Annotated in this window: 23 protein-coding genes; 12 read left to right on the forward strand and 11 right to left on the reverse strand. The window is 34.1% G+C overall.

The genetic code is table 11. From position 1 onward, the window contains the following. Positions 1 to 13: 13 nt before the first annotated feature. Positions 14 to 319, reverse strand: coding sequence for a hypothetical protein (locus QA612_RS02775; protein WP_278282228.1), 306 nt, complete (start codon positions 317 to 319; stop codon positions 14 to 16). A gap of 138 nt (positions 320 to 457) precedes the next feature. On the opposite strand from QA612_RS02775, the gene QA612_RS02780 reads away from it, so the two are divergent. The 3 genes from QA612_RS02780 to QA612_RS02790 all read left to right on the forward strand — a co-directional run bounded on the left by QA612_RS02780 (position 458) and on the right by QA612_RS02790 (position 2,219). Then, a complete protein-coding gene (locus QA612_RS02780; RefSeq protein ID WP_278282229.1) occupies positions 458 to 793 on the forward strand; it encodes a sporulation YhaL family protein in 336 nt (111 codons plus the stop codon). Positions 794 to 970: 177 nt separating this feature from the next. Beyond that, positions 971 to 1,498, forward strand: a complete 528-nt coding sequence (locus QA612_RS02785) for an RNA polymerase sigma factor (RefSeq protein WP_278282230.1) — start codon at positions 971 to 973, stop codon at positions 1,496 to 1,498. After that, positions 1,482 to 2,219: a hypothetical protein gene (locus QA612_RS02790; RefSeq protein ID WP_278282231.1), complete on the forward strand. Its 738-nt coding sequence runs from the start codon at positions 1,482 to 1,484 to the stop codon at positions 2,217 to 2,219. Before QA612_RS02785 ends, QA612_RS02790 begins: the two co-directional genes overlap by 17 nt. Before the next feature lie 228 nt (positions 2,220 to 2,447). Here the strand turns inward: QA612_RS02790 and QA612_RS02795 are convergent, their stop codons facing one another. Further along, positions 2,448 to 3,335 carry a peptidylprolyl isomerase gene (locus tag QA612_RS02795; protein WP_278282232.1) on the reverse strand — a complete coding sequence of 296 codons (888 nt, stop codon included), beginning with the start codon at positions 3,333 to 3,335 and terminating at the stop codon, positions 2,448 to 2,450. Between the two features lie 177 nt (positions 3,336 to 3,512). Next, positions 3,513 to 3,692, reverse strand: coding sequence for a hypothetical protein (locus QA612_RS02800; RefSeq protein ID WP_278282233.1), 180 nt, complete (start codon positions 3,690 to 3,692; stop codon positions 3,513 to 3,515). Between the two features lie 112 nt (positions 3,693 to 3,804). Between QA612_RS02800 and QA612_RS02805 the strand changes: the two genes are divergently transcribed. After that, positions 3,805 to 4,392: a YpmS family protein gene (locus tag QA612_RS02805; protein ID WP_278282234.1), complete on the forward strand. Its 588-nt coding sequence runs from the start codon at positions 3,805 to 3,807 to the stop codon at positions 4,390 to 4,392. A gap of 244 nt (positions 4,393 to 4,636) precedes the next feature. Here QA612_RS02805 and QA612_RS02810 read toward each other — a convergent pair whose 3' ends face one another. The 5 genes from QA612_RS02810 to QA612_RS02830 all read right to left on the reverse strand — a co-directional run bounded on the left by QA612_RS02810 (position 4,637) and on the right by QA612_RS02830 (position 8,625). Beyond that, positions 4,637 to 5,176 carry a DUF3267 domain-containing protein gene (locus QA612_RS02810; protein ID WP_278282235.1) on the reverse strand — a complete coding sequence of 180 codons (540 nt, stop codon included), beginning with the start codon at positions 5,174 to 5,176 and terminating at the stop codon, positions 4,637 to 4,639. A gap of 212 nt (positions 5,177 to 5,388) precedes the next feature. Continuing rightward, the gene (locus QA612_RS02815) at positions 5,389 to 5,976 is read right to left on the reverse strand and encodes an HTH-type transcriptional regulator Hpr (protein WP_278282236.1); all 588 of its coding nucleotides are present in this window, start codon (positions 5,974 to 5,976) and stop codon (positions 5,389 to 5,391) included. A gap of 476 nt (positions 5,977 to 6,452) precedes the next feature. Beyond that, entirely contained in the window at positions 6,453 to 6,818 is a 366-nt protein-coding gene (locus QA612_RS02820; RefSeq protein WP_278282237.1) for a hypothetical protein, read from the reverse strand. A 59-nt stretch (positions 6,819 to 6,877) separates the two neighbouring features. Then, positions 6,878 to 7,960 carry a 3-phosphoserine/phosphohydroxythreonine transaminase gene (serC, locus tag QA612_RS02825; RefSeq protein WP_278282238.1) on the reverse strand — a complete coding sequence of 361 codons (1,083 nt, stop codon included), beginning with the start codon at positions 7,958 to 7,960 and terminating at the stop codon, positions 6,878 to 6,880. A gap of 233 nt (positions 7,961 to 8,193) precedes the next feature. Further along, complete coding sequence (locus QA612_RS02830) at positions 8,194 to 8,625, reverse strand: HIT family protein (RefSeq protein ID WP_278282239.1); 432 nt, start codon at positions 8,623 to 8,625, stop codon at positions 8,194 to 8,196. A 171-nt stretch (positions 8,626 to 8,796) separates the two neighbouring features. On the opposite strand from QA612_RS02830, the gene QA612_RS02835 reads away from it, so the two are divergent. From QA612_RS02835 to QA612_RS02850, 4 genes are all read left to right on the forward strand, one after another. Then, the gene (locus tag QA612_RS02835; protein ID WP_278282240.1) at positions 8,797 to 9,954 is read left to right on the forward strand and encodes an MFS transporter; all 1,158 of its coding nucleotides are present in this window, start codon (positions 8,797 to 8,799) and stop codon (positions 9,952 to 9,954) included. Positions 9,955 to 10,041: 87 nt separating this feature from the next. Next, positions 10,042 to 10,791 (forward strand): ABC transporter ATP-binding protein, encoded by a 750-nt coding sequence (locus QA612_RS02840; protein WP_278282241.1) that lies wholly within the window; start codon positions 10,042 to 10,044, stop codon positions 10,789 to 10,791. Beyond that, the gene (locus tag QA612_RS02845; RefSeq protein ID WP_278282242.1) at positions 10,781 to 11,998 is read left to right on the forward strand and encodes an ABC transporter permease; all 1,218 of its coding nucleotides are present in this window, start codon (positions 10,781 to 10,783) and stop codon (positions 11,996 to 11,998) included. Before QA612_RS02840 ends, QA612_RS02845 begins: the two co-directional genes overlap by 11 nt. Positions 11,999 to 12,030: 32 nt before the next feature. Continuing rightward, positions 12,031 to 12,762: an EcsC family protein gene (locus QA612_RS02850; RefSeq protein WP_278282243.1), complete on the forward strand. Its 732-nt coding sequence runs from the start codon at positions 12,031 to 12,033 to the stop codon at positions 12,760 to 12,762. Positions 12,763 to 12,979: 217 nt separating this feature from the next. Here QA612_RS02850 and QA612_RS02855 read toward each other — a convergent pair whose 3' ends face one another. Continuing rightward, a complete protein-coding gene (locus QA612_RS02855) occupies positions 12,980 to 14,155 on the reverse strand; it encodes a M20 family metallopeptidase (protein ID WP_278282244.1) in 1,176 nt (391 codons plus the stop codon). 34 nt (positions 14,156 to 14,189) lie between these two features. Then, on the reverse strand, positions 14,190 to 14,936 hold the full coding sequence (locus tag QA612_RS02860; protein WP_278282245.1) for a cytochrome c biogenesis CcdA family protein: 747 nt from the start codon (positions 14,934 to 14,936) through the stop codon (positions 14,190 to 14,192). Positions 14,937 to 15,323: 387 nt separating this feature from the next. Between QA612_RS02860 and QA612_RS02865 the strand changes: the two genes are divergently transcribed. The 4 genes from QA612_RS02865 to hemY all read left to right on the forward strand — a co-directional run bounded on the left by QA612_RS02865 (position 15,324) and on the right by hemY (position 21,070). After that, positions 15,324 to 17,480 (forward strand): transglycosylase domain-containing protein, encoded by a 2,157-nt coding sequence (locus tag QA612_RS02865; RefSeq protein WP_278282246.1) that lies wholly within the window; start codon positions 15,324 to 15,326, stop codon positions 17,478 to 17,480. A gap of 150 nt (positions 17,481 to 17,630) precedes the next feature. Then, the gene (hemE, locus tag QA612_RS02870) at positions 17,631 to 18,680 is read left to right on the forward strand and encodes a uroporphyrinogen decarboxylase (protein ID WP_278282247.1); all 1,050 of its coding nucleotides are present in this window, start codon (positions 17,631 to 17,633) and stop codon (positions 18,678 to 18,680) included. 19 nt (positions 18,681 to 18,699) lie between these two features. Next, the gene (hemH, locus tag QA612_RS02875; RefSeq protein WP_278282248.1) at positions 18,700 to 19,644 is read left to right on the forward strand and encodes a ferrochelatase; all 945 of its coding nucleotides are present in this window, start codon (positions 18,700 to 18,702) and stop codon (positions 19,642 to 19,644) included. Further along, positions 19,637 to 21,070 carry a protoporphyrinogen oxidase gene (gene hemY / locus QA612_RS02880; RefSeq protein ID WP_278282249.1) on the forward strand — a complete coding sequence of 478 codons (1,434 nt, stop codon included), beginning with the start codon at positions 19,637 to 19,639 and terminating at the stop codon, positions 21,068 to 21,070. Before hemH ends, hemY begins: the two co-directional genes overlap by 8 nt. A 126-nt stretch (positions 21,071 to 21,196) precedes the next feature. Here the strand turns inward: hemY and QA612_RS02885 are convergent, their stop codons facing one another. Then, the gene (locus tag QA612_RS02885; protein WP_278282250.1) at positions 21,197 to 22,153 is read right to left on the reverse strand and encodes an agmatinase family protein; all 957 of its coding nucleotides are present in this window, start codon (positions 22,151 to 22,153) and stop codon (positions 21,197 to 21,199) included. Positions 22,154 to 22,252 lie beyond the last annotated feature (99 nt).

The raw sequence follows: 22,252 nt of genomic DNA on the forward strand, positions 1-22,252 counted from the left end.
GTTTTTATATTTTTTAAAAGATAACTGTTTCCTTCTCCTCTTTATTATCAATTTCATGTAATAGATCATTCACAACCTCTTCCCGAAATAAAGTATAGCATTCTGAATAAAGCCAGTCGTTCCATGTCATATGCAAGCAATTTTTCCAAACATATTCCCAGTGAGCTATTAAGAATACCTCTACCCGATCATTAATGATAGGAAAATAAATAAGTGGGGAGGTCGTTTCACTTGCTTCTAATTGCGTTAGGATATATTGATTTAATTGTTGCTGAAATTCACCATATGATAAATCTGCAAGCTTGTTAATTGTCTCCATTTAATCCGTACCTCCTCATTTTGATGTTATGGTTTCAGATTCCCAAAAACTATTATTATTAAACTTTCTATCATATTTTTATATCTTTTTCGTAAAGATAGAGTATAAAGTAATTTTTACTAGAGGAAGGAGAACAAAATGAATCCCATTACTATTATATTTTCTATTTTAGGCATCTTGTTTCTTACATTTGTAGTACGACTATTAACACTAACAAATGCTGGACCTGCAGTCGTATCTGCCCCATGGTGGGTATATGTCATTTATTTAGCTATTATTTTTAGTGGCATTATGTTTGTTTACACGGTGATAGATGAACGGCGAAAAGAGCAAAGAATAATAGAAACAGAAGGTAGAGAAATTTTAATACGATATAACAATAGTAGAGAAAAATTGAAAGAAACAGATCGGACTACTTTGACAGGTGACAGTACAGAGGACCTTGATAATGAATTGAAAAGGTATATGGTATGATTAAACAGGTTGGATTTTAAAAAAATAATGGCTCTTTTCTAAAAGCAACAAAGTTTGCGAAAACAGCCAAAATAATACCCTTCGATGGGGTATTATTTTTTATTTTATAAATTTGTAACTTTTGAATGAGTACATACGTCTGAATATAGAAATTTTTGAAAAGAAGGTGGTGTAGGTTTGCCTAAAGATACAAAAACAATAATAGATGAAGCATATGAACAATACAGTGATGCTATCTTTAAATATATTTGCATGATGGTTCGTGATTACCAGCAAGGACAGGATCTTACTCACGAAACGTTTATTAAGGCTTATGAAAACTATGAATCCTTTGAAGGAAAAGCGGAATTAAAGACATGGTTATTTCGTATCGCACATAACGTGACCATTGATTATGTGAGAAAGAAAAAGCCTTTAAGATTGATAGAAAGCTTTCTAAATAATAAAAAGGATCCAAGCCCTTTACCTGAAGAAAACTTAAAGATTCAGGAAGACGTAAAAGTCCTTTATAAAGGGATTAGTAATCTCAAACCTGCATACAAAGAGGTAATCATATTAAGGAAGATTAAAGGTTTTTCCATAAATGAGACAAGTGAGATTTTACATTGGTCTGAAAACAAAGTGAAGGTAACACTCCATAGAGCAATGCCACTATTGAAGAAAGAGCTCGAGAAGGAGGGATATGAACATGAAACAAAACAATAGTAAGGAAGAGTTGGACCAAACGTTAAAATCGTTAGACGAAAAAAGTGAATGGAATCAAGTGGATCGTGAAAGTTTGAAGAAGAGGATTTTTACTGACATAGATGGAAAAAGTACTTTTAAACGAAACATACAACGTCAACGGTTAAAGTATTATATGGCTTTGGCGGCGGTGGGAATGTTGTTATTTCTACTTGTTTCTCCTAACCTATTTTCTTTGGGTGAAAATGGCGGGGAGGGTCTCCAAAATCCTTTAAATGAATTCGATATTAAGAATTATGAACAGTATGCTGTAACACTTCAAAATGAAAATGGATATACCAAAGAAGAAGCAAGTAAATTTGCATTTGAAGTTGAACTACTAAAAGTAGCTTTAATAAATAAAGCAATAGAAATAGGTATAGAAATAACTGATGAAGATGCTAAGAAACAAGCAAAAGAAGAAAGAGAAATGTTTGAATCTGGTAAGTTATCTGATGCAGAAAAGAAAAGCATAGAAGAAACGATTGTTGATTTAGGGATAACAGAAGAACAATTTTGGAATGAGTATGTAGTTCAAACTGGTGCAAAGATGCAGTTAATGATAGAAAGATTACACGATTACCATAACGAAAATTATCCTGAAATGCACTGGGATGATTTTGCCAATCAAATAGTAGGAAATTTTAGAATTAAAGAGGCTGAAAAGATAAAAAAATTTAAGGGAGAAATAGGTCTAGACTAATATCTTCTTTAATGTGTAACATTAGTGAACGTTATTAAAGGTATAAAAATGGTCGGTTCCATAACTGAGCCATTATATATAAAGTTGTTAAAAGCTAATGTTGATTTTAAAAATTGTGGTCTGGAGGTACCGTCCAACATACCCCTTACCAAAACAAAAAAAGAAGAACGTCCATAGAGGGGAGAACTCTTCCCTTTATAAACGACCTTCTTTCACTAAAAGATTTTATTAGTCTACTTGGAAATTATCTTCAACAGATTGGAATTGACTATCCACTACATTAATTTCAATATCTCTAAATAAATCTCTTTGTCTTTCGGACATTTGATTAACTAAACGATTTTGTAATGTTCCTCGTAACTGTTCTTCAACATCTTCAAAGTCTTCGTCAAAAGGATTTCGATCAGTAACTTCAATAACATGGTAACCATACTGAGTACGAACTGGTCCACTGATTTCCCCTATTTCAAGGTGGAAAGCAGCTTCTTCAAATGGTACCAACATCGTTCCACGTTTGAAGAAACCAAGGTCTCCACCCTCTTGGGCAGATCCAGGATCGATGGAATGCTCTTGAGCAAGTTCAGCAAAATCCTCACCAGCTTCAATCTGATCTATAAGGTCAAGGGCAGTCTCCTCATCACTAACAACAATATGGCGAGCCTCTACTTCTTCCCCTCGATCATATTCAGCTTGGATATCCTCATCTGAGATTTCTCCACCTTGTCCAACAAGTCCTTCTAGTACAAGCTGAATCATCACACGATTACGAAGATCTTCTTCTCCATTAATTTGCTGCATTGCAAGCATTTGATAGAATTGCTCATCATTTGTAGCGCCGAAAGTTTCTTTCAAAGATTCAATCTCTGCATCTATATCATCTTCGGAGATTCCTAAACTTTCAGCTTCATTTTCCATTACTTTAAATTCGATAAGCTCTGTCAGAACTCTTTCTCCATATTGATCCTTTAAGGCTTGTACTAACTCTTCCTCTGTAATATTCCCAGCACTTGTTTCTACAACAATATTTGCGTCTGTACCTGTATTATTTGTATCATTTGTACATGCTGCTACTGTTAATAAAAGGCTGGCAAATAGTAAAACCATCCATTTCTTCATGTAAACACTCCTTATGTAATATAGTATTTTTCTGCCAATCTTAATTACTATAGCATATAGTTTCATCCTTTTGAACATCTATACTTGAAGAATTGTAAAACATCATACAATATAAGTATAAACAAAAAAACGAGTAGAGATATCATCTCTACTCGTTAAACTTATTTAATCGAACTTTTATGTTAGGAAAATTCGAAAATAGGATGAAGTAAGAAGTATTGTAATTAATACGTTAATTGTTCGAAAAACTTTGGATCTTCTTTCTTCAGGTATTTCCTTTTGTATACAAAGAGAGTTTGTCATTGTGTTAATCATAAATAAATAAAATATTGAAAATAAAAAGAAAGGTATAGCCATCTATTAACCCCCACCTAATTTTACGTATTCCCTTTCTACTTTAACAAAATATGTTTGAAATGAATAGGTTTCTGGTAAAATTCATATAATCTTTATTATTTGGAGGTGCGAAATGGAAAGAAAAAACAGAAATTTATGGAAAATATTGTTTTTAAGCTTATGTTTTATCCTAGTCATATGTATAGTCGGTATTCTTATTTTTATTAATTCTTTCTTAACTTCATCCAATGATCTAGAAAGAATACCTCCAACAGATTTTAGTTCAGGTGGTGCAGAATTTACAATTTCTACAACAAAAGAAGATATAAATTATTGGTTAAATAAAGAACTAGAAAAAGAGCAAGGAGGAGTTAATTCATATGAGTTGTATTTAGAGGATTATGTTTATTTTCAAACAGTGTTAAGTGCCTTTGGTATGAATATTCCATTAGAAATGAGGTTAGAGCCAGTCATTACTGAGGATGGTAATATTGAATTAATCGAACGTTCGTTTCAAGTTGGACGTTTTAATGTACCAGCTGAAAGTGTATTTAATATAATAGAGGCTACTGTAGATTTGCCTGACTGGATTTATATTTATCCAAGAGATAGGCGACTATATTTAGATATAAGGAACGGTATATCTAATGAATTTGAGATAAAAGTAAGTAAATTTGATCTAATTGACAATCAAATTGAAATAAAGTTATTAATTCCATAAAATAAAAAATGAGTGCTTCACTTTAAAATGTTGAAGGCACTCATTTTTATTATGCAAAAAAATTAATCTGAGCACTCCCATAGCTCAGAAGTATTGGTCATCATGGAAATAGAATTCTAATAGTTATGATGAGCTCTGTTATAACGGAATTATATTCATTCTGAGCAAAAGGAATACTTAATAAATTTATTATCAAAAAATGTCATAATTTAAATAAAATATGAAAAACGAACGATTAGTCGTTTTAATGTTTGGTTTTGGGACAGAGAATATGATAGCCATTGCTGTGTTCCTCAATATAGGCTTCCCGTGGTGCTGATTTTAATTGTATTAAATATAAAAAATCACATACACAAATACCTATGTTAAGTGCTGCAGCAATAGCAAGATAATGCATTATTTCTGGCATAAATAAAGATAGAATAATAGCGATTCCTGTAATTGTTAATGCTGGAAGTGATATGGATAACAATAAAAGTTGTTTTGGTATTGCTTCTTTTGTTGAGAAATAAAAATAAGGCCATTGATTTCTTCTATATCCAAAGGTTGCTTTTTTTCCTACAAGCCATATTGGTATACAGTGAAGAAGAAGGTGTACTGGAATGATAGAAAAAATGATGATCAATAATAGCAGTCCATGATCAGAATAAGTGGTTGTCGGAACAATTGCACTTAAAATGACGAAATGAAATATAAAATATAAAATGGATATAAGTGCAGATATCATCCATAATTTTTCTTTTCCAAATTGATTTTCAATAGAAATCGTTTTCCAGCAATTCACCTAACTTCACCTCCATTATATATTTGATCAAAAAAATCATACTTATGTAATTTAAGCTTTATTGGAGAAGAAATCAAGTGTTTTTTTAAAAATAAAAGGTGATAACCTACAACCATTCAGGTGTAAAATGACTAGAAGTATTAATGAATTTATACGGAATAAGTAAAAAACCAGTGGTCTGACCACTGGTTAAAAAAAATTATTATATATTATTATGATGATTTCATCTCTTGTTTACTATTTTCTAACGAAACTAATTTTCCATCCACCTCTTTAAATTCTGTTTCAATTTTTGACAGTGACTCTTCGAAAATTGAAATGAAATCAGGTCCATAAATATGCTTGACGATACTCATGAGTTCAGAGAATTCAGGGAATTTACCATATAATTCTTTTATAGGGAGGGAACCGCTGTACACCCCGTATTCTGCAGGGTTATACGTTTCTAACGTTTCAATTAGAAGGGATTCACCTTCTTTTGTTAAAAACACATACGTATTCCGTTTGTCTTTTTGACGTTTTGAAAATGTAAGTAATCCCCTTTCCTCTAATTTCTTAGAGAAATTAAATGCAGTTGAAACATGCATTACTCCAAATTTAGCTATGTCTGATATTGATGCACCCTCAAGTTGATAAGCTATTAAAAGAATATGATGCTCATTAATGTTTAAATCATAAGGTTTAATCCAGCATTGCCAATCCTTTTCAATTGATTTCCATAAAGCTTTACTTAATTGAGCAACTTTATGGCTAAACATAATGGACTGTTTAATGGATTCTGATTGCTGTTGCTGCTCCATAATGTCCCCCCGTCCTGAATTTCTAAATGGTAAGTATTTTTAAAATTCAATATTTTACTACGAAAATGATAATAACATCATAACATAATGTATGAATTATTCTCAATACCATTTCAGTATTTTCTGAAAATTAATTAAATCTTATAAAAATACATTTATAAGCATAATTAACAATGGTGAGTTTGCATAGGAGATATATGACACTTTTTATTCATTTTCACTGAGTCAGAGTTTTGATAAATTTACGAAACGCATCATGTAGAAAAATTGAAACGTTCTTATACAGGATATTGTGTTCATTCAATAGATAGCATAAAAAAAATAAAACCAAAAATGAATAATGTAATATTCCGCCCTATTAAAAGTTAAAAATAATAAGGACGGAATAGAAATTATCCATACACAATGTAAATAATATTAACTGTTTTCTGCATAGAGGTTATTCGCCTCATGTGGATTTTGTACCAAGTAGTATCTTAGTTTTCTTTATAGCTATATAAGGTCTCTCTTAAATTTTCAACAATATGTTGCAGTTGAAACACCTGCTCTTTAATCTCTATCAAGTGCGGCTTTAACTCATCTTTAAACATGTGAATACGATCCATTATTTCAGGTAGTTTTTCGTTTATGTAACGAATTGTCGTTTCTTTTAAATCCTTTGCTTTTATCAATAGCTCAGAAATATCTTTCTTTAAAGAATTCCAATTAGTAAGAAATTCCTGTTGGAAACTGACTAAATCATTACGAAAAGCTTCTCCTGGCTTTGTAGTAGTTAAAAGTGTTGTGGCACTTGCTATTGTTCCTCCGATTATAAAGCCATATAAATAGGATGTTTTACTCATTTTTTTTTCACCTTTTTCCTTTAGATACTTTTGAAATTAGTGATTAAAATAAGATGTTATTAGTTGTTTTGTTGGAATTCCTTCATAAATTGTGCTAAAGCTTCCACATGTTCAACAGGAACTGCGTTGTAGATAGAAGCTCTACATCCACCAACAGAACGATGTCCTTTTATACCTTCAAAGCCTTTCTCGGCAGCTTCTTTAATAAATTTCTTCTCTAGCGCTTCATCTGCAATACGGAATGTCACATTCATTAATGAACGGCTGTTCTTTTCGGCATGTCCCACATAAAAGTTATTACTATTATCAATAACATCGTAAAGTAGTGCAGCTTTGTTAGTAGCTTTTTCCTTCATTCCATCAACGCCACCATTTTCTTCAATCCATTTCATGACTAATCCAAGCAAATAAATGGATCCAGTAGGAGGAGTATGGTAGAGAGAATCGCTTTTTGCATGTGTTTCATATGATAGAATCTTAGGTATAGATTTGTTTCCTTCTTGCATTAATGATTTACGCATAATTACGACTGTCACTCCAGATGGACCAGCATTTTTTTGTGCACCTGCATAAACAACGTCAACATTGTTCCAATCAAATTTATAGCTAAAAATATCGCTTGATGCATCAACAAATACAGGGATATTTGTCTTTTTAGGAAATTCTGCCCATTGTGTTCCGAAAATGGTATTGTTTGATGTAATGTGAATATAGCTTGTATCATCTGAACATTGATTATAATCAACACTTGGAATGGATCGAAATTGATTCTCTTTTGATGAAGCAAGTGTATATGCATTTCCAATACGTTCAGCCTCTTGGTAAGCTTTTTCAGACCATGAACCACTCAATACGTAAGCACCTTTTTTCTCTGGTGTTAAAAAGTTCATAGGAAGCATTGCAAATTGTAAGCTAGCTCCACCTTGAATAAATAAAATGTCAAACTCCTCTGGAACATCAAGTAAAGCCCTTACTCGATTTATAGCTTGAAAATGAATTTCCTCATATAATGGACCTCTGTGGCTCATCTCTATAACAGATAAAGAAGAGTCCTTGTAATCAAACATAGATTCTTTTGCTTCTTGAAGCACCTCTTTTGGAAGTGCACTAGGCCCTGGGTTAAAATTGTAAACTGTTTTCATTTTTATTCCTCCATTTCATAGTAATCTAATTCGACATGATTTCTTGTTTTCCTTTTTCACTTTTAAGTATAGATGTTATAAAGTATAAAAGAAAATGTCAAATAAGTTAACAGAATCTTAGAAAATGCTAAAAAAAAGAATATTACTGGGGAATTATGTAATCGGATTTCTTCTTGTTGCTCACATAAATAAAGCAACCGGATTAGTACCGATTGCCTAAACGTCAACCTCTACTATAAAAGCTTTGCAGAGATTTCCTTTGCTATATTACTTAAATCTTCACTAGTATATTTGTTACTGTGGTCATGCCATACAGCGCCAAATCCGTCTCCCTTACCATAGCGAGGAATAAGATGAACATGATAATGGAATACTGATTGTCCAGCATTCTCTCCGTTATTATTTAACATATTTAGTCCTACTGGGTTAAAGGCAGACTTAAGGGCTTTTGCAATCTTAGGAACGGCAGTAAAGACTGCTTTAGCACTATCCTCTGATAATTCATACACATTTTCTTCATGATTTTTCGGTATAACGAGAGTATGTCCTTTTGTAACTTGGCTTAAATCTAAAAAGGCTAGAACTTTATCGTTTTCATAAACTTTTGAAGAAGGAATATCACCATTCACTATTTTACAAAAAATACAATCATCATGTTTTATCATAACTAACGCCCCTTCTAAATCCATTTAAAATGTTCCTGAAAAATACTCCGATAATCACTAAAGCTATTTAGCTTACTTCCTTCCTAGTTTACCACATTTTTGTAATTATAAAAAAGCATGTCTAATAGAGAAATTTCACTCATAGATTATTGATGTAAGGAGTGAGTATTCATGCAAAATAGAAATGAAAAATTTGTTTTATATATTATATTGTTTTTAATATTTATAAGTATACATATGCAGTTTCCCGTATTTACTCCGTTGGCAGTTTCATTAGGAGCAGGAAGCTTACTTGTTGGGATCATGTTAAGCGCCACATCTTTTGTAAATTTAACTGGAAATATGATTGCAGGTTCTTATATTGATCGTTATGGATCGAAAATGTTTATTGTCTTTCCGTTATTTCTATTGTCCATTTCATTATTTGCACACACATTTGTTGTAAATACTACAACCTTGTTTATTCTAAGAATTATAAACGGATTTGTTTTAGCATTTTTAACACCGGCATGTATGACATTGTTAGCATCCTTTGCAAAAAATAGTCAATCACAAAGTAAGAATATGGCTATGAATACCTTTATGGTTACATTGGCAATGGCTGTTGCTCCTGTAATAGGAGGTTTTATAGGAGAAAGGTTTGGAGCTGATGGTGCTTATTATGTGATAAGTTTTACAACAGGGATTGCTTTTTTATTATCTATTTTTTATTTATCACAGCCGAGAGTGGCAATTCAAAGAGGAATGAATCGTACAGGAATGCTACAATTGTTTTTTTATCCACCGCTTCTCCCTGTATTTCTAACGGGATTCGCAATTATGTTTAGTCAAGGAACCTTAATGTATGAACTACCATTTCTATCAATAGAACAAGGAATGTCTAAAAGTTCTGTTGGACAAATGGCAGGAGTGATAGGAATTGGGACTTTACTAATACTTAGCTTTATAACTGTTCACCGCATATCAGCGAAAGTTAGAACTTTATTTGGATTATGTATTATGGCTGGTGCATTATGCTGGATAATGATCCTTGAAGGGATACCATCCTTTGGGAGTTTAATTTTGTTTGGGATTGCTTCAGGTTTAATTTTCCCTGCATTAATGACACTTGTAGTAGAAAATATAAACGAGGGTGACAGAGGAAAAGCCTTTGCATTTTTATCTGCAGTATTTTCAGTAGGAACGATTTCATCTCCATTTATAGCAGGAATAATCAGGGTTCACATTTCCCCATTTTATGTAGCCTGGTTAGTGATGATGCTTATCATCACGATGCTGGGTTTAATTTTCATTACATCTGAAAAATCTGATCAAGTTGTACGGTCATAGCTTTAAAAAAGATACAGAATTGGTTATAGTTAAAGATGGTACAAGTTGGCAATATTTATACTAGCTGTTATAAAAGGGGATAGAAAAATGGAGCCTTTATTGACAATTGAGAAATTAACTGGTGGTTATCAACGGAGCAAACCAGTGTTACACGATTTATCTTTTACCGTAAATAAGTATGAGATCGTAGGGTTAATTGGACTAAATGGAGCTGGAAAAAGTACTACAATAAAGCATATATTGGGATTAATGGAGCCCCATGCTGGTCATGTACGTCTGTTAGGGAAGACCTGGACGGAAAGTGGTGATGAATACCGCCAAGGGTTAGCCTATATTCCTGAAATGCCCCTCTTATACGAAGAAATGACATTGTGGGAGCATTTAGAATTAACTGCAATGGCGTATGGACTTGATGAAGAAACATTTAAAAAACGAGCAGAAAGATTATTGAAGGAATTTAGAATGACCAAAATGGTGAAGTGGTTTCCAAGTCACTTTTCAAAAGGGATGAGACAAAAGGTAATGATTATGTGTGCCTTTTTAATTCGTCCATCCCTATACGTTGCTGATGAACCATTTGTAGGTCTAGACCCTATCGGCATTAAGTCCTTCTTAGATCGCATGCTAGAAATGAAGGCAGAAGGGTGCGGCATACTTATGTCCACTCATATTCTAGCAACTGCTGAAAAATATTGTGATCGTTTTATTTTACTTCATGAAGGTAAAATTTTGTTACAAGGAACATTAAAGGAGTTACAGATCCAAGCGAATATGCCTGGGGCGGACTTAGATGAAATATATGTTGAAATGACGAGGGAAGATGACGATGGTGAATGAAAAACAGCTCTGGCAAAATAGACGAAGTGAATATTGGGAGATGGCTATTAAATATTTAAAATTGATTGGTAATAGTGGGTTTCTCTTCACCATATATCTCTTATTCGTATTTGGTAGTTATTATTATGGGCAATTTTTACAGTGGTTACCAGAGACATTTCCTGCAACACTTTTTTTTACTCTAGTATTTACATGGTTCATCACTAGGGGGCGCGTTAGGACATTTGCTAAGCAAGGAGATTTATTCTTTTTAACTCCTCGAGAGGGAAAACTAAAAGGTTATTTTCGTTCATCTATTTTCTATAGTTTAGTTATGGAAACGATTTGGCTATCTTTACTTTTGTTAGTCCTGGCACCTTTATTTTTTGATCGTGTCCATTCTTCAGGTAGCTTTCTATTATCCATTCTTTTCTTATTAATAGGTTTAAAATGGTGGAATCTAGCAGCTGGTTTTGAAGAACAGAGACTTCAAGAGAAAGCTCGTTATTTAACTCATACGATTATTCGGTTAGGGTTAACTGGTGTTAGCGTTTATGCTCTTTTTTCCATACAGCCAATCTGGATTATTGGTGGAATTGCTGGAGCACTTATAATTTTTTATTTGGGGTACTTCTATCGTTTATCAAAATATCATAGCTTAAAGTGGGACCGATTGGTTGAAATTGAAGATCAAACAATTATGACCTTTTATCGAGTTGCTAACTCCTTTACGGATGTACCTGCTCTCAAATCTAAAGTAAGAAGTCGGAATTGGTTATCACCTCTATATAAATTAGTTTCATTTAAACAAAAGAACGTTTATCACTATATGTTTAGTCGTGCCTTTAGTCGTGCAAATGATTATTTTGGCATTTACATTCGTTTAACCTTATTAGGCTTGCTATTTTTAAGTATTGTTCAACTTGATTGGGGTAGATGGTTCATTGTTGCTCTTTTTGCTTATATGACTGCTCTACAAATCGAAACGTTAAGGTTACATTTCAATACGAGTAAAATGGTCGACTTATATCCTATTTCGTCAATGGAAAAATTCAAAAGTCATAAATTTTGGCTGTTTGTATTAGGCTGTATTCAAGCAATTGTGTTTGGGATCGGATCTGTTATAGCCTTTAATTTCATAGAAGGTGTCATTAGTCTTGTCATTACCTTCCTTGTATTTGTACTACATGGGCTATTTAGATTACCTAAGTTATACAATGCAATGTAATTTTATTCTACAAAACGGATTGGAGGGGTTTTATGTCAACGTATGAGGAGAAGGTACAGCGAGAGCTTGAACGATGGGAAAGAAAAGCATTACAACCCCTATCCATAACAAATAAAATTGCGAAAAATTGGCAAAATAAAATTAATGATAAAATTCCAGAAAAAGTTCACCGTACCGTCTCAGAGAGTATAAAAAACATGGTGAAGGCAACTTTGGCAGGTAGTGATTACTTTTCAGATCAAGAGATTATTAAAGAGGCTTCGTTAGAGGTACGAGAAACGCTAATAGAAAAAAGAATTGTAATGTATAAACGAACCGCAGCTGTTGAAGGGGCTGGCACTGGAGCAGGGGGCCTATTATTAGGCTTGGCAGATTTTCCATTATTATTAAGTATAAAGATGAAATTCTTATTCGATACAGCAAAAATTTATGGATATGATGTTTCTGACTATAGGGAACGGTTATTTTTATTGACTATATTTCAGTTAGCTTTTTCGAAAGAAGATAAAAAGAAAGCTGCACTTGAAAAAATAAAAAGCTGGGAAGTAGAGAAAGTGAATCTCCCTAGTAAAGAGTTTTATATGGAATCAATAGATTGGAAAACCTTCCAGTTAGAATATCGTGATTTTATTGATCTACCAAAAACATTACAATTGATTCCAGGATTCGGTGCCATTGTTGGAGCAGTGGCAAACTATCATTATCTCGATGTTTTAGGAGATCATGCAAAAAACAGCTTTCGTCACCGCAAACTAATTCAGTGAATGAAGATGAGATAATTAATAAACGCTTAGGGAGTATCAGTTTATGTTTCTATAAACTGATTGCCTAAGCGTTTTTTATAAAAAGGTAAGAATTTATAAGCTTTTTTCTAATGATAACTTGGAGTTAGGCAGGCGAAGATTTGACCGTTGCCCACAGGACGTGGGCTGTACAAAGGCGTAATTGGGGCGCCTTGCGCTTTTCTTATAATGAAAACAATTACTTTATAGAAGTAGACAATACTAATCGCCCTAACGTTTTAGCGGCTAAAAGCATAGAACGTTCATCAATATTAAAACGCGGATGGTGGTGAGGGTATGCCTCATCCACATTTGGATCCTTTGCACCAGTAAAGAAAAATGCCCCTTTTACATTCTGCAAGTAGTAACTAAAGTCCTCTCCACCCATTTGAGGTCTCATTAATTCAACCTCTTCTATTCCAGGAGTTGTAGAAGCTACTTCTTTAACAAATTCCCCTTCATTTGGATGGTTAATAAGAGCAGGATATCCTTTATAATAGTTTAATTTTGCATCTGCACCAAAACTGCTTGCTATACCTGTAACAATTTGCTCCATTTCCTTTATTACATTGTTTTGTACTTCTTCACTAAAAGTTCGTACTGTTCCTTCTAGTCTGGCTGAATCTGCAATAACATTAAAGGCATTCTTCGCTTCAAAAGCACCAAAGCTTAGAACTACTGAATCCATGGGATCTACCCTACGGCTCACGATGTGCTGAAGAGATTGGACAATTTGTGCACCAAGTAAAATAGAGTCCTTCGTATAGTGAGGTTGTGCCCCATGTCCTCCTTTTCCCTTTATAAGAATTTCAAATCGATCAGCAGCAGCCATTATAGGACCAGTTGTATACTGAATTTTTCCTAATGGTTCCGTTGCCCATAGATGTGTTCCGAATATAACATCCACACCGTCAAGACAACCATCTTCAATCATTGGCTTAGCGCCACCAGGAGCATACTCCTCCGCATGTTGATGAATAAAGACGATAGATCCAGATAAATCATTTTTTAATTGGTTTAATGCTTTGGCTAAAACTAATAATTGGGCTGTATGACCGTCATGTCCGCATGCATGCATGACCCCTTTTACCTTTGATTTGTATGGTACATCATTTTCCTCTTGTATTGGTAATGCATCAAAGTCTGCACGTAACGCTATGGTAGGACCAGGCTTTCCACCTTTTAAAGTAGCCACAACTCCTCTACCACCAACACCTTCACGAACGTCATGACCTAATTGTTTATGATAATTTGAAATATATTTTGGCGTCTCTACTTCTTGAAAGGATAATTCAGGGTACTGATGTAGATAGCGACGTATTTCTACCATTTCATTAAATGAAGTATTTAAAAGTTGATCTAATTTATCAAACATTTTTTTCTCTCCTTTAACGATTTTTAGTATTACTTTATATATTGAATGGGATAAATTGTGATAAGTAACCTGCCATTCTAGCAAAAATACCTGTAAATAACATAACACCTAAAATAACCATTATGACACCACTAGATTTTTGGATGATTGGTAAATATCGATTCATGTTACGAATTTTATCTAAAGACTTGGAATAAAGAACTGCAACAAGTAAAAAAGGAATTCCAAGACCTAATGAGTACATTAATAATAGAATCATTGCCCCATATGCATCTGTACTTTGAGCCGCAAGAGTAAGAATAGATCCTAGAACTAGTCCGATACACGGAGACCAACCAGCGGCAAAGACAAGACCGAATATAACAGAACGGCCGAAGCTTGCAGACTTTGTTGGTCTAGAAAGTCTTTTTTCACTTAATAGGAATGTAATATTGAAAACTCCCATTAATTGAAGGCCGAAGAGAACGATTATAATACCGCCTAGTCTTTCTAACAATGTTTGGTTTTGAAAAAATATATTACCAATAAATGATGATGAAGCACCTAATATTAAGAAAATTGATGTAAAACCGATTATAAAACCAATACTTCTCGATATAATAAGCTTTTGATCAGCCATTACTTGATTATTTGAAATATTACTTCCAGTTAATTGTGCAATATATGCTGGGACAAGTGGAAAGACGCATGGGGATAAGAATGATACGACACCAGCAAATAGTGCAATCCACAAAGATATAAATGTAAACTCTGTAATATGAAACACGCCTAATATATCCATTAAAGTAACCTCCATATAATAAACCCTTAAATTATCTTCCATTTCATTATTGACTTCTATGATACATGCTAATATATTATCACGGATTTTTCTATTAAAGTACTAGAAGGACTTTTTGAAGATTAAATAATCCTTACTTAACTTTAAGTTTATTTGAAAAAAATTATTTTCAGGGTAGCAATTAAAATAGGAAATAAAATTTCAATTCTTTTTGACTTTGAAACATTTTTCGAGTATTTTCGTAAACAATATGAATAGGAATACGTGTAAATATACATTGAATTAAAGAAATGAATAAATAGTGAACTGTAAACCCATTTAATATAACTATTCATTCGCCAAAATTCGCGTCATAAAGTATGATAGTTTATGTGGAGGTGATTTTTTATGATTAAACGGATTATTATTGGTGTTGTCTTTTTATTGTCCATTTTTATTGTTGGATTTTCATTATATTTAGGGGTTATTTTATTTGGGAATTATGCCATTGATAATAAACAGTTAGTGATGCATGCATCTACAACAATAGAAGACCAAAATGGAGAAGAGATAACAAAGCTTTTTGTTGAAAATCGAGAAATAATTTCTATAGATGATATTCCAGAGCATGTACAAAATGCCTTTATTGCAGTAGAGGACCATCGATTTTTTTCCCACCAAGGGGTTGATTTCCGAGCAATTGGACGAGCTTTGCATAGAGATATAATGGCAGGAGCAAAGGTGGAAGGTGGAAGTACAATAACGCAGCAATTAGCGAAGAATGTGTTTTTGACACATGATAAAACATGGTTAAGAAAAACGAAAGAAGTTTTGATTGCGGTTAATCTTGAAGAACGTTATACCAAAAATGAAATTCTTGAAATGTACTTAAATCAAATTTACTTTGGCCACGGAGCTCATGGAATACAAGCAGCAAGTAAAATGTACTTTAACAAAGATGCTTCAGAATTAGCAATTGAGGAGGGAGCTTTGCTTGCTTCGTTACCTAAAGCACCCAATCATTATTCACCAATTAATGATATAGAACGGAGCAAAGGACGAAGAGACCTTGTCTTAAGCTTAATGGAGCAAAGAGGATTTATAACTGCAGAAGAAGCAGTAAGGTTACAGGGGAGAACAGTTTCTATACAGCCTACAAGGTTTACTCAAAATCCTGCATATCACTCTTATGTAGATTTAGTTTTAGAGGAGGCTGAAAATAAATACCATCTATCACAGGAAGAAATATTAAGAGGTGGATACAAGATTGTTGTAGAAATGGATTCCAAACTTCAACAAGCCTCTTATGACACTTTTCAGGATGATAATCAGTTTCCAGTTTCAACGGGTGAAAGTCCTGTTGAAGGAAGTATTGTTCTTATCAACCATGAAACTGGTGGTGTCGTTGCAGTTCAAGGTGGACGTGAATATGTTCGACGTGGCTTTAATCGTGTTCATGCAAAGCGACAGCCAGGATCATTATTTAAGCCATTAGCTGTTTATGCACCAGCACTTGAGAGTGGGGAATATCATCCATATTCGTTGCTGCAAGATGAATTGATTGATTATACCGGATATGTTCCTCGTAATTTTAACCATAGGTATAATGGAGAATTAAGTATGTATGATGCTATCAAAGACTCTGCTAATGCACCAGCTGTATGGTTATTAAATAAATTAGGTGTTGATCATGCCAAGGAATTTGTACAAACACAAGGAATTACTATGGAAGAAGAGGGGCTTGCTTTAGCATTAGGTGGCCTCCATGAAGGTGTAACTCCACTACAGATGGCAACTGCTTATGCTACATTTGCTAATGGAGGCTATTATCGAGAACCAGGCTTTATTTCTAAAATTTATGATCGTAATGGCGAAGTAATTGCTGAACGAGAAGTACAGGAAGAACAGGTGATTTCTGCACAAACTGCATGGTATATGACACGTATGTTAGAATCGGTAATTGAAGATGGAACAGGAATATGGGGTACGTATGACGGTGCCTTAGCTGGAAAAACTGGAACCACTGCCTTTGAAGGAGTAGCTGGAGCTAATCGAGATATATGGTTTGCTGGGTTTACCCCAACTTTAACGGGGACTGTTTGGATGGGGTACGACAGGACAGATGATATGCATTATTTAACAGATGGAAGTAATGTTCCTACGAAACTTTTTAAACATGTTCTTTCAAAAAATGAATCAAAACCGATTGCTTTTGAAGCACCAACAGGAATTGTTGATTTAGCTGAACCTATTCGTTTAGTTGATATTCATGATTTAACTGCTAATGTTTCTTTAGGATGGCGTGGTGCAAATATTCACCTTCAATGGACAGGGAGTGACGATAAAAGGTTACAATATGTTTTATATGAAGAAACTTCTGAAGGGTATAAGGAAGTTGCAAAAATTGAAGGTGAGCACGAATACACAATTACAGGTGCAAATATATTTTCCTCCTATTCTTATAAAGTGGTTCCATATAGCCCACAAATTAATCGTGAGGGAGAACCATCCAATATTGTGAGAACTCAATTTCGTTTATTTTCACAAGGTGAGAGAGCCTCTTAGAATAGGATTTAATAAAAGACACGGACTGTCTCAGAATAGTAAAACAATGCTTCTGAGGCAGTCACTTCTTCGTTATTATGATAATTTAAATTAGTGAGTATAAAAAATTACAATTAAAGCTTACATAGACCAGAAGGGATGTTGTGTTAGATGACAAAAATGAATGATCAATTTTTAAGAGCATGTAGAAAAGAACAAGTTAGTCATGTGCCGGTTTGGTATATGCGTCAAGCTGGTAGATCACAGCCAGAGTATAGAGAACTAAAAAAGAAATATTCCTTAGAGGAAATCACTCATCGACCAGAAACATGTGCATGGGTAACGAAGCTACCTGTTGATCAATACAATAATGATGCAGCTATACTTTACAAAGATATTATGACGCCACTTCCAGCTATTGGTGTTAATGTAAAAATAAAGTCTGGTATTGGGCCAGTTATTAGTAACCCAATTGAAAGTCTAAAAGATGTCATGAAATTAGGAAATCTAGAGCCTGAAAAGGATGTAGACTTTGTTTTAGAAACGATAAAAATTTTACGAGGGCAATTAACAGTCCCTCTAATAAGCTTTAGTGGTGCACCATTTACGTTAGCGAGCTATTTAATTGAAGGTGGCCCGTCAAAGAATTACAATAAGGTTAAAGCGTTTATGTATTCACAAACAGAAGCGTGGTTCCAATTGATGGAAAAGCTTGGAGATATGGTCATTACATATGTAAAAAGCCAAATTCATGCTGGTGCTCAAGCAATACAGATTTTCGATTCATGGGTTGGAGCTTTGAATCAAGAAGATTATCGGAAATTTGTAAAACCAATTATGGAAAGAATTTTTACTGAACTAAGAGGGGAAGGAGTGCCCTTAATAATGTTTGGTGTTGGTGCTAGACACTTAACAAAGGATTGGCACGACCTACCTTTAGATGTTGTTGGATTGGATTGGCGATACCCTATTGCAGAAGCAAGAAAAGATGGAATTGTTAAAACTGTTCAAGGAAACTTAGATCCATGTGTATTGATGGCTCCATGGGATGTTATTGAAGAAAAAGCAAAAGGAATCATCGATCAAGGATTAACACACCCAGGGTTTATTTTTAATCTTGGCCATGGTGTATTTCCTGAGATTAAACCAGAAACATTAAAGCGTTTAACAAGCTTTGTTCATGAATACTCAGCTGAACGAATTGCAAAATTAAACCAATAAAATAAAGAGGTGCTAAACTGTGAAAAAAACGGTTGGACTATTAGTCATGGCTTATGGGACACCAAGAAGTCTTGATGAAGTGGAATCATACTATACACACATTCGTAGAGGGAGGAAGCCTTCAAAAGAGCAATTAGATGATTTAATAAGTCGTTATGAAGCCATTGGTGGTATTTCACCATTAGCGAAAATAACGGAAGAACAAACGATAAAATTAGAAGAAGAGTTAAATAAACGGTGTGAAAATGTTCAATTTAAGTCCTACCAAGGATTAAAGCATATTGACCCTTATATTGAGGATGCCATTCATCAAATGAAAGAGGATGGAATTGAGGAGGCGGTGAGTATCGTATTAGCTCCTCATTACTCTACATTTAGTGTGAAGTCTTATAATGGACGGGCAGTAGAAGAATCGGAAAGTATTCAAGGGCCAAGAATTACGACAGTGGATAGCTGGTATGATGAATCGAAATTCGTTCAATATTGGGCTGATGAAATTGAAAAAACTCGACAGAATATGACTGAAGAAGAAAAGGCAAATCACGTTGTTATTTTTTCAGCACATAGCTTACCAGAAAGAATATTACAAAATGGTGATCCTTATCCTGAGCAATTAAAAGAAACAGCAGCATTAATTGCAGAAAAGGCAGGAATAAAGCATTACGAAATCGGTTGGCAGAGTGAGGGGAACACTCCTGAACCATGGCTAGGACCAGATGTACAAGATCTTACTAGGGAACTTTATAACAATAATAAGTATCAAGCTTTTGTTTACTGTCCAGTAGGCTTTGTAGCTGATCATTTAGAGGTTCTTTATGATAATGATTATGAATGTAAGGTAATTACGGATGAATTAGGTGTAGGTTATTATCGTCCAGAGATGCCTAATGCAAAAGAAACATTTATTGCCACCCTTGCTACAGTTATTGAAAAACGACTAAAGGAAGAGGAAATTAATGTCTAAAAAAAGAATTGCAATTATTGGTGGAGGAATAACAGGTATCAGTGCAGCTTATTATTTACAAAAAGAGCTTAGAGATAACAATATAGATGCTGAATTTACTCTATATGAGGCGTCTTCAAAGCTCGGGGGGAAAATCCATACAGAGATTTCGGATGGATTTGTAATGGAATTAGGTCCCGATTCCTTTTTGGCTAGAAAGGTAAGTGCATCAAACCTAGCTAACGACGTGGGACTTGGGGATGAGCTTGTATATAATACATCAGGAAAATCGTATATTTTACATGAAGGTTCCCTTTATCCAATGCCAGGTGGTGCCATTATGGGGATACCGACACAATGGGGGCCTTTTTTAAGCACGAAGCTTTTTTCACCAATTGGAAAAGGAAGAGCCGCTGGAGATTTGTTTCTTCCAAAAGTAATAAAGGATGGGAATGATGTTTCTTTAGGAACGTTCTTTAGAGGGAGATTAGGAAACGAAGTAGTAGATCGTTTAATTGAACCCCTGTTATCAGGGATATATGCTGGAAATATTGATAAACTCAGTTTACAAGCTACTTTTCCTCATTTTCAACAGATTGAAGCAAAGTACAAAAGTCTAATATTAGGCATGAAGTCTTCTATTGCTAAGCAGCAACAAGGGACTCAACAGAAAAAAAGTGGGAAGCCAAGAGGCATGTTTCTGTCATTTAAACGAGGACTACAATCATTAGTAGATGCAGTAGAAGATCACTTAGATGATTCTGTTGTTAAGAAAAATTACAAGGTATCAGAGTTTAAAAAAGAAAAGAATCGATATTTTTTGAAATTTGATAATGGGCAAACAGATGAAGTAGATTACGTTCTTATGACAACCCCTCATGAAATAACATATAAACTACTTGGGAATCACTCATTTATGAATTACTTAAATGAAATTCCTTCAACATCAGTTGCAACTGTCGTTCTAGCATTTCCAAAGTCGGCAATACAAAAGGATATAGATGGATCAGGTTTTGTTGTTTCCAAAAAAACAAATTATTCTATTACTGCCTGTACATGGACCCATCGAAAGTGGGAGCATTCAGCACCTGATGGTTATGCCTTGTTACGAGGGTATGTTGGACGAGCTGGAGATGATGACATCGTAAATAAATCAGATGAAGAGATTGTTTCACTTGTCATGAAAGATTTAAGTAATATCATGAATATTTCTGGAAAGCCTAACTTTTTTAAAGTTACTAGGTGGAAAAAATCAATGCCTCAATATGAAGTAGGACATTTAAATAGATTAACAGAAGTATATGAAGGGTTAAGAAGTGAACTTCCTGGAGTAGTTTTAGCAGGTGCATCATATAAAGGAATTGGAATTCCAGATTGTATAGATCAAGGGAAAAATGGAATAAATGAAATAATAAGTTTAATAAAAGATACGAACAATAGCCATTAACATATACAAAACAAAAAGGTGCTCCTAAATATATATTTAGGAGCACCTATATGAAAAAAGAAGAGGTATATATTGGAGGAGTATCTCCTACTTAGGACATTATCCTACTTTTTAAATAAATAAACGTCAAATATTTTTATTTTTAAAATGAATATGACCAGCCATTGCATAAAGTAATATTGTCGTAGCAAAATGGGAACTAAAGTCATTCTCATCCTGCTGCGGATACACTTCAACAAAATCCATACCAATTACCCCTAGCTTACAAATTTCATATACAATGGAAAGTAATTCATAGGAAGTTAACCCATTACCATCAGCAGGACCACCAGGGTTGAAAGCATGATCAAGGACATCTGAGCAAATACTTAAATATACTACATCCGTTTGATTAGAAGCGATTTCATATGCTTTTCTAATTAAGCTTTTTAAGTCATTTGCTTCACGAATTTGATTGGACGTAATAGTTGTAGCTCCGACATCTTTGGCAAGGCGACCATTTTCAGGTTTGTTTCTAGGACCGTGAATTCCCATGTGTACAATACTTTCATTCCGTACGCCATCTGTTTCATATAAACGGGCAAATGGGGATCCCCTTCCGTATGGATCACCTACGGAGTGTAAATTATTATCATAGTGAGCATCTAAATGTATAATTCCAACTTTTTTCCCTGATGATTTAATATAACCTTCAATTATGGGGTACGTAATTCCGTGGTCACCACCGAGAGCAATGGGAAAAGCTCCTGTTTTCCACGTTTCTTTGGAAAAATTCATTATCTTTTCTTTTGTTACTATGGGGTCGGCAGGAATTACAGCTATATCCCCTTTATCACCAATTCGTAAATGTTCAGATATGTGGATATGATCTAATTCTGGGAGATAAGTGCTATATCTAGCTGAACATAATCGCATCACTTTGGGGCCTAACTCACAGCCTGTATAATCACCCCAAGTAACAGCACCTTCCCAAGGGACACCGTAGATGATCACGTCCATATCTTTTTCTTTTATAGGGGATTCAACTAAATTAACTCCATTTAAAAAACACGGTGTATTTCCATAAATCATATTAGTGGACAAAGATTATCCTCCTTTACAATCTCAAATATTAAATACTTACTATTACTTTACCCATATTACATATATACATAATCTCCACATTATTCTACTTGTAAAGAA

Origin of the sequence: Evansella sp. AB-P1 (assembly GCF_029688925.1) — a bacterium.
GTDB lineage: Bacteria > Bacillota > Bacilli > Bacillales > Salisediminibacteriaceae > Evansella.

Bases quoted from the DNA above. Each gene is read 5' to 3' on its own strand.
- QA612_RS02840 (WP_278282241.1), top strand. From the start codon at position 10,042: ATGGAGCCTTTATTGACAATTGAGAAATTAACTGGTGGTTATCAACGG.
- QA612_RS02865 (WP_278282246.1), top strand. From the start codon at position 15,324: ATGATTAAACGGATTATTATTGGTGTTGTCTTTTTATTGTCCATTTTT.
- QA612_RS02805 (WP_278282234.1), top strand. From the start codon at position 3,805: ATGGAAAGAAAAAACAGAAATTTATGGAAAATATTGTTTTTAAGCTTA.
- QA612_RS02855 (WP_278282244.1), bottom strand. From the start codon at position 14,155: ATGTTTGATAAATTAGATCAACTTTTAAATACTTCATTTAATGAAATG.
- QA612_RS02850 (WP_278282243.1), top strand. From the start codon at position 12,031: ATGTCAACGTATGAGGAGAAGGTACAGCGAGAGCTTGAACGATGGGAA.
- QA612_RS02815 (WP_278282236.1), bottom strand. From the start codon at position 5,976: ATGGAGCAGCAACAGCAATCAGAATCCATTAAACAGTCCATTATGTTT.
- QA612_RS02860 (WP_278282245.1), bottom strand. From the start codon at position 14,936: ATGGATATATTAGGCGTGTTTCATATTACAGAGTTTACATTTATATCT.
- QA612_RS02845 (WP_278282242.1), top strand. From the start codon at position 10,781: ATGGTGAATGAAAAACAGCTCTGGCAAAATAGACGAAGTGAATATTGG.
- QA612_RS02830 (WP_278282239.1), bottom strand. From the start codon at position 8,625: ATGATAAAACATGATGATTGTATTTTTTGTAAAATAGTGAATGGTGAT.
- QA612_RS02780 (WP_278282229.1), top strand. From the start codon at position 458: ATGAATCCCATTACTATTATATTTTCTATTTTAGGCATCTTGTTTCTT.
- QA612_RS02800 (WP_278282233.1), bottom strand. From the start codon at position 3,692: ATGGCTATACCTTTCTTTTTATTTTCAATATTTTATTTATTTATGATT.
- QA612_RS02835 (WP_278282240.1), top strand. From the start codon at position 8,797: ATGCAAAATAGAAATGAAAAATTTGTTTTATATATTATATTGTTTTTA.
- QA612_RS02775 (WP_278282228.1), bottom strand. From the start codon at position 319: ATGGAGACAATTAACAAGCTTGCAGATTTATCATATGGTGAATTTCAG.
- hemY (WP_278282249.1), top strand. From the start codon at position 19,637: ATGTCTAAAAAAAGAATTGCAATTATTGGTGGAGGAATAACAGGTATC.
- hemE (WP_278282247.1), top strand. From the start codon at position 17,631: ATGACAAAAATGAATGATCAATTTTTAAGAGCATGTAGAAAAGAACAA.
- serC (WP_278282238.1), bottom strand. From the start codon at position 7,960: ATGAAAACAGTTTACAATTTTAACCCAGGGCCTAGTGCACTTCCAAAA.
- QA612_RS02790 (WP_278282231.1), top strand. From the start codon at position 1,482: ATGAAACAAAACAATAGTAAGGAAGAGTTGGACCAAACGTTAAAATCG.
- QA612_RS02795 (WP_278282232.1), bottom strand. From the start codon at position 3,335: ATGAAGAAATGGATGGTTTTACTATTTGCCAGCCTTTTATTAACAGTA.
- QA612_RS02820 (WP_278282237.1), bottom strand. From the start codon at position 6,818: ATGAGTAAAACATCCTATTTATATGGCTTTATAATCGGAGGAACAATA.